The organism is Streptomyces spiroverticillatus (genome assembly GCA_014650415.1).
Classification (GTDB): Bacteria; Actinomycetota; Actinomycetes; order Streptomycetales; family Streptomycetaceae; genus Streptomyces; species Streptomyces spiroverticillatus.
This window is the reverse complement of sequence record BMUX01000007.1, coordinates 19,123-31,086: the sequence shown is the minus strand read 5'-3', so window position 1 is coordinate 31,086 and position 11,964 is coordinate 19,123. Positions and strand designations below refer to the sequence as shown.

Here is an 11,964-nt window from a genome sequence, read left to right as displayed (position 1 = left end):
GACATCTCATGAACCTGACAGGGAAGGAAGGGTTCGGCACATGGAACTTAACGGTCTGTCCCCGGCGCAGCTCCTCCACACCGGGGCCGCCCTCGCGGCAGTGGTCCTGCTGGCCGTGGCCGGGCGGGGTGCGGCCCGGTGGGTGCGGCTGCCGGAGGTCGTCGGGGAGGTGACGGCGGGGCTGGTGGTGGGGCCGGTGCTGCTGGCGCTGCTGGGTGCGGAGGTGTTCGGGGCGGTGCTGCCCGGTCCGGTGCTGGCGAACCTCAAGGTCGTCGGGGAGGCGGGGCTGGTGCTTTTCCTGGTGGGGATGACGCACCGGCTCCGTTCGAGCGGCGGGGCGCGGTCCTCCCGGCGGGCGCTGCCGGTCCTGGCCGCTTGGGCGCTGGTGCTGCCGCTGGCGGCGGGGCTGCTGCTGGTCGCCGTGGTCGAGGCGGGCGGGGACCCGGCGGTGCGGGGCACGGCGCCGCTTCCGGCGTTCGTGCTGATGGTGGCCGTGGCGATGTCGATCACGGCGGTGCCGGTGCTGTCGCGGATCCTCGTCGACCGGGGCATGACGGACACGACCGCAGGGAGTCTCGCGCTGGGTGCGGCGATCGTCATCGACGGGGTCGGCTGGGTGCTGCTGACGGTCGCCGTCGGGCTGGGCACGGGGTCGGCGTCCGGGCTGGTGGGGGCGGGGCAGGCGCTGCTGTTCGCGGCGGTGGTCGCGCTGGCGCTGCGGTGGGTGCTGCGGGCGGAGGCGGTACGGAGGTACTTCGCGCGCCGCCCGTGGGGTGCGGCCCTGCTGATCGGGGCGGTCACGCTGGCGACCGCACTGGAGACCGAACGGCTCGGTCTGACCGCCGTGGTCGGGGCGGCTCTGATCGGGCTGGGCGTGCCGCGTGAGGAGCCGGGGCCGTGGGAGGGTGCGGTGGCGCGGGTGTCCCGGTGGGGGCTGGTGCTGACGCCGGTGTTCTTCGTGGTGACCGGGGTGTCCGTGCTGACCAAGGCGTTCGCCGCGACCTCGTGGACGCTGATCACCGCCACGCTGGTGCTGGGTCTCGCGGGCAAGCTGGTCGGCGGGTACGTCGGTGCGCGGCGCGGCGGTCTCGGGCCGGCGGAGGCGATGCGGGTGGGGGCGCTGATGAACACCCGGGGGCTGACCGAGCTGATCGTGCTCCAGGCCGGGTACCGGGCGGGCATCCTGTCCGCCCCGCTGATGCTGGCGCTGGTGGTGATGGCGCTGGCCACCACGGCGGCGACCGGACCGCTGCTCGGGCTGGTGAACCGCACGGCGGGCCGGGCCGGTCCCGTCGACGGGCGGACCGTACCGGCGCACTGAGCACACCGACAAGGGGCCCGCTCTCCCCGAACGGGCCCCGCCCGTACGTCAGTTGCGGGTGCGGCCCTTGCGGCCGAACGCGAAGTACAGGCCCAGCAGCACGGCGCCCACCACGGCGACTATCGCCGTGACCGTACCGCTGGCGAGCGAGGCGACAACGACGACGATCAGGGCGTAGAGGACGGGCAGGATCACGTTGGGGTTGGTGGCTGCGGTCTGCGGTCGCTGGCTCATGGCGGGTCCTCTTGTTCCTGTGGCGGTCCGCCGTGCGGGCGCCACGTGCGGCGTGCGGGGGTGGTGAAACTCGGGTGATCATGGCACCGGGTCCGGTGGGGTGCGCTCCACTTTGCGAACTCCTTGCCCTGTGCACGGGAATCGCGTCAAGGAGCCCTGTGATCAGGTCAGTTGAGGGCTCGCCATCCGGGCGAAGGGCCCTTCGACCTCGGCGAGCAGCTGCTCGTACGTACCCTGCTGGACGATCCTTCCGCCCTCCATGACGACGATGCGGTCCGCGTCGATCACGGTGGAGAGCCGGTGGGCGATGACCAGCCGGGTGGCGTTGAGGCGGCGGGTGGACTCGGCGACGAGGCTCTGGGTGGGGTTGTCGAGGGCGCTGGTCGCCTCGTCGAAGAAGACGAGGCGGGGGCGGGCCACCAACGCCCTTGCGATCATGAGGCGTTGGCGCTGTCCGCCGGAGAGGGTGTTGGTGCCTTCGGACAGTACGGTGTCCATGCCCATCGGCATCGCCCGGATGTCGTCGGCGAGGCCCGCCATCTCGGCGGCCGCCCAGGCGTCGTCGAGGGTGTGTCCGGCGGAGCCGACGATGTTGGCCTGGATGCCGCCGGGCTGGAGCGCCCCGTTCTGCAGGACGACTCCGCACTGGCGGCGCACCGCCGAGATGTCGAGTTCGGCGAGGTCCTGGCCGTCGTACAGGACACTGCCCGAGAGCGGGGTCTCGAAGCCGAGGAGCAGCCGCAGCAGGGTGGACTTGCCGCTGCCGGAGGCGCCGACGACGGCGATGAACTCTCCGGGCTGGACGCTGAGGCTGACGTCGTCGAGGACGAGCGGGCCGTCCTGCCCGTACCGGAAGGACAGGTGGGAGACCGCGACCCGGCCGGAGAGGTCGCCGGGGTCGGCCTTGGTGCCGTCGTTCTCCGGTTCGGCCTCAAGGATCGGGGCGAGCTTCTCCAGCATCGGTACGGTTCCGACGGCGGTGACGGCGGCCGCGGTGAACTGGAGGCCCGCCGAGAGCAGCAGGTTGAAGGCGGCGTAGAACGGCAGGAAGGTGGCGAGCGGCACCTGTCCGTGCAGCGCGCCCGCCGTCACGGCGAAGACGATCGCCGAACACACCAGCGGGAAGCCCGCGTTGAAGGTGGTGACCGCGTTCTGGATGCGGCGCACCCTCGCGGAGAGGGTGTGGCCCTGGGCGGCGAGCCGGGTCCATTCGGCGAAGGCCCGCTCCTCGGCGGCGGCGACGCGCAGTTTGGGCATGGCGGTGAGGAGCTGGAAGACCATGGCGGACATGGCCTGTTCGTGTTTGTACTCGCGGCGGGCCCAGCGGAGTTGGAGGCGTCCGGCGACGGCGGCGACCAGGACGCCGGTGCCGGTGAGGGCGACGGCGAGCAGGGCCAGGCGGACGTCGTAGGCGAAGACCAGGGCCAGGTTGGCGAGGCCGGTCATCAGGGCGAGGACGGCGGTGGTGAGCATGCCGGAGAGGAGTTCCTGGGCGGCGGTGACGCCGAGGACGGTGGTGCCGAGTTCGCCGGTGGAGTAGCGGGTGAAGAAGGCGGCGGGCAGGGACAGCAGCCGGTTCCAGAGTCCGGCCTGCATGGCGGCGCCCGCCCGGCTCTCCATACGCAGGACGGCGAGGTTCTGCACGACGGAGAGCGCGGCGGTGACCAGCCCCGAGGCCATCACGACCAGCGCGCCCTGAACGACGAGGTCGCGCTGTGCGGCGGTGACGAAGTCGCCCAGCACCTTGCCCGTCATCACCGGGATGACCAGGCCGATCACGGCGACCAGCAGGGCGGTCACGGCGAACCGGGTCAGGTCCCGGCCGTGTCCGAGGGACGGCGAGAGCCCGAAGCGCAGCAGGCTGGGGACGTCGTGGACGGTCTCGGGGAGCGGGCGGTAGAGGACGACGGCCTGGTTGCGCAGGAGGGCCGCCGACTTGTCGGTGACGGGGGTGAGGCGGCCGTCGTCGACCATGACGTATCCGCGCCCCAGCGGCAGCAGTGCGACGGGGCGGCCCGCCGTGCGGTAGCCGACCATCGGGCCGAGGTCGGTCGCCCACCAGCGGCCGTCCAGCCGTACGGTGCGGGTGCGCACCCCGGAGGCGAGGGCGATGGCGCGCAGGTCGTCGCCCTCGGACCTGCGCCGGCCGCTGCCGCGCACGGGCGGCCGTACGGAGAAGCCCTGCCGGGAGGCGACCAGCCGCACGGCGGCGAGCAGCGGCGGATCGGCGGCGACGTCGGCGAGACGGACACGGGCCTCGGTGTCGTGGAGTACGGCGTCGAAGCTGCGCACGGTGGTGGACAGGACGGCGTCGTCCTTGGCTGCGCGCACGGCGAGTTCGGCGCGTTCGCGCCTGCGGAGCACCTCGATGCGGTGGTCGAAGGTGGCGCGCAGCCGGGTGGCGTGCTCGGTGAGCACGGCGACGAGGCGGCCCTGCCGGTACACGTCGAGGAGGGAGCCGCTGGTGAGGCGGACCGGGGTGCGGGCGCGCAGCCAGTCGCGTTCGGTGAGGCAGAGCACGGCGCCCGGGCCCGCGGGTTCCAGTGCGGGTTCGTGGCCGGGGCCCTCGTCCTCGGCCGCCGGGTCGCCGAGGTCGAGCTGCCCGGACTCCACGCGGACGAACCGCAGCCCGTCGACGGACCGTGTGACGTCGCGCTCCGCCAGCTCGGTGGCGCCCGAGGGGCTGAGCGATGTGAACTGGCGCGGCGGCAGGGCACCGGGGAAGGCTTCGGCGAGCGTGGTGAGTCCGGCGGTGAGGCCGTCGAGGAGGCGGGCGTGGTCCAGTGCCCCGGCGGGCTGCGGGAGGGTGGCCCGTCCGGCGCGGATGTCGTCCAGCACCTCGACGGGCAGCCGGGTGAGCCGGGCGTCGAGCACGGGGCGGGCGACGACGGTGTGCCGCCGTTCGCCGGGGGCTCCGCAGAGCATCAGGGAACCGGCTTCGGCCCGGCACAGGAAGTAGCGTCGTCCGGCGCGTTCGGTGTCGCTGCCGCGGTCGACGGCGAAGAGGTCGGCGGCTCCTGATTCGACGTAGAGGAGCTGCTCGGGGTCGTCCAGGCAGAGGGTGCGGGCGGAAACGGCTTCGTCGGCGGGGGTGTTCGGGACGTCGGCCGAAGTGGCTTCACCGGCAGGGGTGTTCACAGGGCGTCACGCTCCCCCGCCGCGCTGGACTCGAAGAGGGCCGCGTAGTTGCCGCCGGCGGCGACGAGGGCGTCGTGGGTGCCGCGTTCGGCGACCCGGCCCTGGTCGAGGACGACGATCTCGTCGGCGTCGCGCACCGAGGACAGCCGGTGGGCGATGATCAGGCAGGCGCAGCCGCGGCGGCGCAGATTGTCCATCACGGTCCGTTCGGTGGCGGGGTCCAGGGCGCTGGTCGCCTCGTCGAGGACCAGCAGGGTGGGGCGGGCGGCCAACGCCCTTGCCAGTTCCAGGCGTTGGCGCTGGCCGCCGCTGAAGTTGCCGCCGTGCTCCCAGACGGTGGCGTTGAGGCCGCCGGGGCGGGACATGACCTCGTCGAAGACCGCCGCGTCGCGCAGTGCTTCCAGGACGACCTCGTCGGGGACGGTGTCGTCCCAGAGGGTGAGGTTGTCGCGGACGGTGCCCGCGAAGAGGGCGATGTCCTGGTCGACGTACGCCATGGAGGCGGCCAGCACGGTCCGGCCGATCTCCTCGCGGGGCCGCCCGCCGAGCAGGATCTGCCCGGACCGGGGCTCGTACAGCCCGGTCAGCAGGCGGCCCACGGTGGACTTCCCGCTGCCGGACCCGCCGACGACGGCGGTGCGGGAGCCGGGTGCGACGGTGAGACTGAGCCCGGTGACGACGGGCGGGGCGAGCGGCCCGTAGCCGAACGTGACGTCCTGGAGGGTCAGTTCGCCGTCGAGCCGGTTGACGGGGGCGTCGTCCGGCACCTCCTGTGCGCGTTCCGGCCCGTCGGCCGGAAGGGGCGTCGGCGGGTCGAAGATGCGGGCCTGCGGGTACTTCTCCACGTCGTGGATGCGCTTGAGGTCCGCGTCCAGGTCCTGCAACCGGCTGCCCAGGTTGGTGAGTTGGGTGACCGGACGGCTCAGCGCCGCCAGCAGCGTCTGGAAGGTGACCAGGATGCCCACGCTCAGCGCGCCGTCGATCACCCGCAGCCCGCCCACCAGCAGCAGCACCCCGATGTTGACGACGGCCAGCAGGGGCGGGATCACGATGAGTACGGCGGTGGCCTGGCCGAGGCGCTGCTGTGCGGAGGTGACCTTGGCCAGGAAGCCCGCCCAGCGGGTGAACGCGTCGGGTTCGGCGCCGGTCGCCTTCACCGACTCGATGGTGGAGAGGGTCGCGAAGGTGGTGCCGACCAGGTTGCCCCGGTCCGTGCGCAGTGCGCCGACCGCGTCCTTGCGGGAGCGGGCGACCAGTTGCAGCACGATCACGTTGAGGGCGACGCTGGCGAGGCCGATGCCGCCCAGCAGGACGTCGTACCGCAGCATGAGGCCGCCGTAGAAGACGACCAGGATCAGGTTGATGATGGTGGCGGCGAGGTCGCGGGAGAGGATCATCGCGACGGTGTCGTTGCCCGCGACCCGTTTGGCGACCTCGGCGGGCCTGCGCTGGAGGAAGAACTCGATGGGCAGGCGCAGCAGATGGCGGAAGAAGCGCGCCGAGCCGATCAGCCCCGCGCGGATCTCCATCCGCAGCAGGTAGTGCTGCTGCACCGAGGTCAGGACGAAGATCATCAGGGCGGTGCCCGCCATCGCCCCCACCAGCGGCAGCACCGCGGCGGTGGAGCCGGAGCCGAGGACGCGGTCGATGAAGACGCGCTGGTAGGCGGCCCCGATGATGCCGGGGATCACCAGCAGCAGGCTGGCCAGCAGGACCAGCGGCAGTGCCCGTCCGGACGGCAGCCGGCGGCCGAGCAGGGCGGCTGCGGTGGAGGTGCGGCGTCCGCCGGGGCGGAAGTCGGGGCCGGGTTCGAAGGTGAGCATGATCCCGGTGAAGCCCGAGTCGAACTCCGCCCACTCCATCAGGCGCGGCCCGCCCGCCGGGTCGTTGACGGCCACCAGCGTCCGCCCGAACCGGGTGGTGATGCCCTCGACGACCATGAAGTGCTGGAACGCCCAGAAGATGATCACCGGTCCGGTCTGGGCGCGCAGCAGGTCCACCTCGGCCTGGAAGCCGCGGGCCACCATGCCGAAGGAGCGGGCGGCGGCGATCAGCGAGCTGGCCTTGGCGCCGTCGCGGGAGACCCCGCACAGGGCGCGCAGTTCCTCCAGCGCGACATGGCGTCCGTAGTGGGCCAGGACCATGGCGAGGCTGGCCGCGCCGCACTCCACCGACTCCATCTGGAGGACGGTGGGCACCCGGTGCGCCCTGCGGCGGGCCGTGCGGCGCGCCCGGGAGGCGGCGCGGGCCGGCCTGCGCACGGCCTCTTGCGGGACGGGCGCCGGGGGGATCTTGGTGTCGGTCATGTCAGTCTCCTCGCCTCAGCGGCCCAGGACCAGATCGAGCGGCGACTGGGTGCGCAGCGCGATCGAGGCCGTCACCGACGTCTGCGAGGCGAGCGCGACCGGCGGGGTGCGGGTGGTCGACCAGGCGTAACCCGAATCCGAGTCCCGGTCGCGCAGCAGGTCCACGGTGACCAGGCGCGGGGCCTGCCCCTTGTGGTAGCCGTCGGCCGCGAGGTCGCCGCCGACCAGCGAGGCGAGGGCCTCGCGGGTGAGCGGGTACGGGTCGACGCGGGCGACCTTGCCGCGCAGCAGTCCGTATGCCGACGGGGGCGCCGTCGACACCGACAGCGAGACGGGCCGCCCCGGGACGAGCCGGGCCGCCTGGTCGGCGGGGACGAAGACCAGGGCGACGAGCCGGTCCCCGGGCAGGTCGGTGCGTTCGACGGTGGCCAGGGTGGAGCCGACCCTGACGATCTGGCCGCTGGTCATGGTGGCGCTGATGACCTTTCCGGCGAACGGGCTGGTGACGGTGCGGACGCGGCCCGCGTCGTCGGTCAGCCGGGCCACCGGCTGTCCCGCCGTGACCTGCTGTGCGGGGCGCACGAGCAGTTCGCGGGCCATGCCGGTGTACGGGCTCTGGACCTGGCTGGTGCCTGCCGGGTGGCTGAGGACGCCGGGGGCGTCGACGGTGACGTCGAGGCGGGCGAACGCGGCCCAGACACAGGCCCCGGCCATCACGATCATGACGACGAACACGGCGATCCAGCCGCGGGGCGCGGCGAGCAGGACCGGTGCGTCCAGCTCGTCGGGTTCCCGCTTGCGCTGCAAGGCCTGGTAGCGGAACTGCACGGTGGTCTCTCCCCCCGGGAACTCGGTGCGCGACTCAGACGGTGGGACTCTGCGGGCGGCTGCCCACCACGAACTCGCCGACGGTGCCCTCCGCCAGCGGGTCGTGCCCGGTGGCGGCGGCGAACGCGGTGGTGTCCCCGCCGCCGAGCCCGCACACGGCCAGGCCCATGGCGGTGCCCACCAGGTAGAAGGACTGGTAGAGGACGCCGACGTGCTTGAGGATCAGCGGGTAGGCGACCGTCTCGTACTTCCACATCACGCGCCCGAAGCGGGCCGCGACCAGCAGGGCGGCCTGCGGGTCGGCGCTCATCATGGAGGCGTCGCGGATCTCCTTGACCAGCGGTGCGGTCAACGGGCCCGCGGGGGCGACGAGTTCGAGTTCGTGGCGGTCGGAGGCGTAGCGGTAGAGGCCGGGCTCCAGTCCTTCGACGTGGGAGACCAGCGGGTAGACGTCCAGCTCGTGCAGGGAGCCCCCGGCGGGCACCGGCCGGTCGGCCAGCTCCTGGCCGTCGCTGCCGGCGAAGATCGAGCGGATGCGTACGGTGCGGTAGAGCAGCTCGGCGAGCTGGGCGAGGGTCAGCGGGTTGTCGTCGTCGTGCTCCCGGACGCTGGTGCGCTCCTCCAGCACCCGTGCCAGCGGCGGCTCCTGGGCGGCGCGCGCCTCCAGGTCGGGCACCGGAAGGGGTACGCGCGCGCCTTCCCCGGGCGGTACGGCGACGGGCAGCGGCTCGAAGCGGTCGGCGTACCGGTAGGTGCCTCCGTAGCCGGGGGCGGAGGCCGGGACGCGGGTTCGCAGATGGAAGGCGAGGTCGACCGGGTTCCACTGGACGCTGCCGCGCGAGACGGCCTCCACGTCGTGCTCGGGGCCGCCGGCCGCGAGGGCTCCGGCGGTGGCCAGCAGGCGCAGCACGGGAGCGGGCACCTCGTCGGTCCAGGCTCCCAGTCGGACGAGGAACGCGGCAGCCGGTGCGGTGAGTTGTACGGACAGGGGGCTGCCCGAAGCCTGGAGCACGAGGCCGTCCGCGCCGGGCCGGATGAGGGCGTGCCGGGTGAGCCGGGCGGGCCCGGACGGGGCGGGCTTGAGCGCGGTGCTGCCCCGGCCGACGGGGGCGAGGCGGGCCAGGAGCGGGCCGTGCGGGGTCTCGGCACCGGCCTCGGCCTCCGCGTACACCGCGTGCTCGAAGAGTCCCATCGCATCCAGCCGGGACCGCAGCATCTGCCAGCGCAGGAGGCCCGTTTCACCGTCACCGGCGACGACGAGTGCGCTGGTGCTGGCTTCCGTGAGGTCGCCCTCGGTGAGTGCGCCGAGGGCGGCGAGGACGCCCGGGGTCAGCCCCTTGAGGCGGAGTTCGCCGAAGCGGGTGGTGAGGACCTGGTCGTCGAGGGTGGTACCGGGGATCAGCCGGTACGCGGCGGTGGTCGCGGTGTGCGCGGCCTGCCCGGTGGGTGCTGGTGCTGTGGTGGTCATGGTTTCCCCGCCCTGAGAGGAGGCGGGCCACGGCGACTGCCGTGACCCGCCGGTGCGACGTGGTGCGTTGCGCTGTGCCGAGCCGCGCCGGCGGTGCCGCGCGAGCGATCCGCAGAATACGTACGATCAGAGTTCGATCGACATGCGGTCAGAAGAAGACGTTCCAGGTGTTCAAGTCGGCTTCTGCGGTGCGCTGTTCGAGCAGTCCCAGGCGCACCGGGGCGTCGTACAGGCGTCCTTCGCCCAGCCGCCGCCAGAAGTGCCGCAGGCCGGGGGCGATGACCTTGACGACGTTCAGCTCCAGGTCGGGCCGGGTCTGGTCGAGGACGATCACCTCGGAGCCCGCCTCGCGGATCCGGTCCACCTGGTCGCGGATGCGGGCCGAGAGGTCGAAGCCGGCCTGCGGGCCGACGACGGTCGCGGGCTGCTCGGGGTCGGGCAGCAGCCACGGCTCCTGCTCGACGGTGGCGTTCTTGAGCCAGGTCAGCGTCTCCAGGTCGTCGACCAGGTAGGCGGTGTCGCCGTTCTCGTCGCGTGCCTCGATCATCGGCAGGAACTGGTTCAGCTCGGTGAGCGCCCGGAAGGCGGCGATCCGGGGGTCGGGGTGCGCGCCGAAGCCGACCATGATGTCCTCGACCGCGTGCCGCCGCCGGGACGCGGCGACGTACACCGGCATGCCCAGGTCGAAGCTGATGTCGATCATCCACAGGTCGCGGTCCATCGCGTCGTAGTACGACCGGAGCTGGTCGACGTACGGGTCGGCGAGGGAGTCCATGTCGAAGGCGGGGCGGCGCAGCCGGTTGTACCACCACAGGGCGACGGCGTCGCGTTCGGTCAGCTCGCACAGGCCCTGGAGGATCGCCTCTTCGAGGGTGTTCCCGGCGGCGCTGCCGTTGGAGTCGGAGATGCAGAAGAAGTGGTCGTCGAGGTCGGGGTGGCCGTACCAGGCGTACGCGGCCGGGACGAGGCGTTCCGCGTCGTGGGTGAGGGACCAGCCGCGCGCCCAGTCGACGGGTGCGCTCTCGTCGAAGGGGTCGGGGACCTTGTGCAGCCGGTTGGCGGGGTCCTGGTTCCAGGTCTCGCGGCCGGCGAGCTGCGCCTCGGAGAAGTGCAGCAGGCTGCGCGGGTGGACGGCCGTCGAGGGGTCCAGTTCGGTGTACGCGGCCCGGCGCACGGCCTCGTCGCCGCGCCACACGCCCGAGTAGCGTTCGATGGCCTCGCAGACGGCGCTGACCTTGGCCTGGATCTCGCTGCGGCCCTTGCCGCCGCTCTGGCCGCGCAGGTTGCGGCGCAGCAGGTCCATGCTGTCGTTGACCATGGCGAAGTTGTGGCCGGCCGAGTAGCTGTAGGTGAGGGTGTTGGACTCGGGGGTGTGCGAGACGAGCCGGGTGATCGCGCCGAAGTGCGGGCTGATGTGCTTCTCCAGGCGGGCCAGGGTGTCTTCCGGCCGGTCGACCCGGTAGCCGCCGTCGCCGGTGTGCTGGGCCTCCTGCGCGGAGAGCACCACCTTGGGGCTGCGCTCACTGACGAGCTTCGGGTCGCCGCAGGCCGGGCACTGGGGCTGGCGGACGACCGCGTGGGTCTCGGTGCGCAGGGTCGGCAGCTCCAGGGTGACCATCTGGCCGCAGAGCGCGGCGGGTTCACCGGTGGCGGCGATCATCGCGGCCTCGGTGGCGAGGATTCCGGCGGCAGCCAGTGCGCCCGAGGCGAGGTGGGCGCGGGCGGTGTGGCGGGGGACGCTCTCGCCGCGTTTCCCGGCGAGGTAGCGCTCCAACTGGCGGTTGCCGGTAAGGCGTTGGGCCAGACAGGCCCAGCAGCCGGTGTGGTCGGGCGTGAGGAACGGGCCGATCCACGGGGCGAGCCCGCTGGGCCTGGCCAGCAACCACGCCTTTCCGGCGACGAGTTGGGCGGCGTTGCGCTGCTCCAGGGCCGGGTCGAGGTAGTCGGCGACCAGGACGACGGACAGGCCCTCGTCGGGCACGGTGTCCAGGTCCCCGGTGCGCACCGTCAGGCCGAGCGCGCGCAGGGCGTCGAGCACGGGGGCTGGGTCGACGCCGTCGGCCGCGCTGACGGTGACGGGTGCGGTGCCCAGGGTGCGCGCCGGGTCGATGCCGAGGGCGTCCCAGTAGGCGAGGATCTCCTCGGGGAGGTCCGGGCGGCCGTCCGCGAGGTGACCGGCGGCCTTGAAGCGGGTGATCGCGGCGAACACGGCGGGGATGGGCAGCTTCCCGGCGAGCTCCTGGACGATCTCCAGCACGGTGCGCCGTCCGTCGAGATACGGCACGACGGCCGCCGCGGCCTTTCCGGGAACCAGGAAATCCTGGCCCTCGGCATAAAGAAAGACGCGCTCGCCCTCCAACACCTCGACGTGGAAATGTGCCTTGAGACGCGGCTTTTCCATCGGCTCCCCCAGTTCTGCGGCCCACTGCCCTTCGGTCCCGCGTCAAAAGCGGTCCCTCGGCGGCCACTCAAACACGGTGGGGTCCGGGGGTAAATGCTTCACCGGATACGTACGACGGCACGCGATACGTACGCGGGAGCGCTGGTCACGTACGTATGCGGCCCGAGGTCCGACGTGCGAACCCGCCCCCATAAAACGGAACTTGGAATTCCCATTCCACTCATACCGACGGCATCCCCGATCCGTACCCCGGACCAATCCGGGAAAA

General features: G+C 72.7%; 7 protein-coding genes. 1 reads left to right on the top strand and 6 read right to left on the bottom strand.

Features of this window, described 5'->3' with window-relative positions; all coding sequences use genetic code 11:
• Positions 1-40: 40 nt before the first annotated feature.
• Positions 41-1,321 carry a cation:proton antiporter gene (locus IE269_RS19570; RefSeq protein ID WP_189824340.1) on the top strand — a complete coding sequence of 427 codons (1,281 nt, stop codon included), beginning with the start codon at positions 41-43 and terminating at the stop codon, positions 1,319-1,321.
• Between the two features lie 48 nt (positions 1,322-1,369).
• Here IE269_RS19570 and IE269_RS19565 read toward each other — a convergent pair whose 3' ends face one another.
• From IE269_RS19565 to IE269_RS19540, 6 genes are all read right to left on the bottom strand, one after another.
• Positions 1,370-1,555: a hypothetical protein gene (locus IE269_RS19565; protein ID WP_189824339.1), complete on the bottom strand. Its 186-nt coding sequence runs from the start codon at positions 1,553-1,555 to the stop codon at positions 1,370-1,372.
• Between the two features lie 162 nt (positions 1,556-1,717).
• Positions 1,718-4,693, bottom strand: coding sequence for an NHLP bacteriocin export ABC transporter permease/ATPase subunit (locus IE269_RS19560; protein WP_189824338.1), 2,976 nt, complete (start codon positions 4,691-4,693; stop codon positions 1,718-1,720).
• Positions 4,690-6,999: an NHLP family bacteriocin export ABC transporter peptidase/permease/ATPase subunit gene (locus tag IE269_RS19555; RefSeq protein WP_189824337.1), complete on the bottom strand. Its 2,310-nt coding sequence runs from the start codon at positions 6,997-6,999 to the stop codon at positions 4,690-4,692. The genes IE269_RS19560 and IE269_RS19555 overlap by 4 nt, the downstream gene beginning before the upstream one ends.
• 15 nt (positions 7,000-7,014) lie before the next feature.
• A complete protein-coding gene (locus IE269_RS19550) occupies positions 7,015-7,827 on the bottom strand; it encodes an HlyD family efflux transporter periplasmic adaptor subunit (RefSeq protein WP_189824336.1) in 813 nt (270 codons plus the stop codon).
• Positions 7,828-7,861: 34 nt separating this feature from the next.
• The gene (locus tag IE269_RS19545) at positions 7,862-9,295 is read right to left on the bottom strand and encodes a SagB family peptide dehydrogenase (RefSeq protein WP_189824335.1); all 1,434 of its coding nucleotides are present in this window, start codon (positions 9,293-9,295) and stop codon (positions 7,862-7,864) included.
• Between the two features lie 148 nt (positions 9,296-9,443).
• Positions 9,444-11,696 carry a TOMM precursor leader peptide-binding protein gene (locus tag IE269_RS19540; protein ID WP_189824334.1) on the bottom strand — a complete coding sequence of 751 codons (2,253 nt, stop codon included), beginning with the start codon at positions 11,694-11,696 and terminating at the stop codon, positions 9,444-9,446.
• Positions 11,697-11,964: the final 268 nt, after the last annotated feature.

What these genes read in the sequence shown, in the direction of transcription:
- IE269_RS19570 (WP_189824340.1), top strand. Translation starts at nt 41, where the DNA reads ATGGAACTTAACGGTCTGTCCCCGGCGCAGCTCCTCCACACCGGGGCC.
- IE269_RS19565 (WP_189824339.1), bottom strand. Translation starts at nt 1,555, where the DNA reads ATGAGCCAGCGACCGCAGACCGCAGCCACCAACCCCAACGTGATCCTG.
- IE269_RS19555 (WP_189824337.1), bottom strand. Translation starts at nt 6,999, where the DNA reads ATGACCGACACCAAGATCCCCCCGGCGCCCGTCCCGCAAGAGGCCGTG.
- IE269_RS19545 (WP_189824335.1), bottom strand. Translation starts at nt 9,295, where the DNA reads ATGACCACCACAGCACCAGCACCCACCGGGCAGGCCGCGCACACCGCG.
- IE269_RS19540 (WP_189824334.1), bottom strand. Translation starts at nt 11,696, where the DNA reads ATGGAAAAGCCGCGTCTCAAGGCACATTTCCACGTCGAGGTGTTGGAG.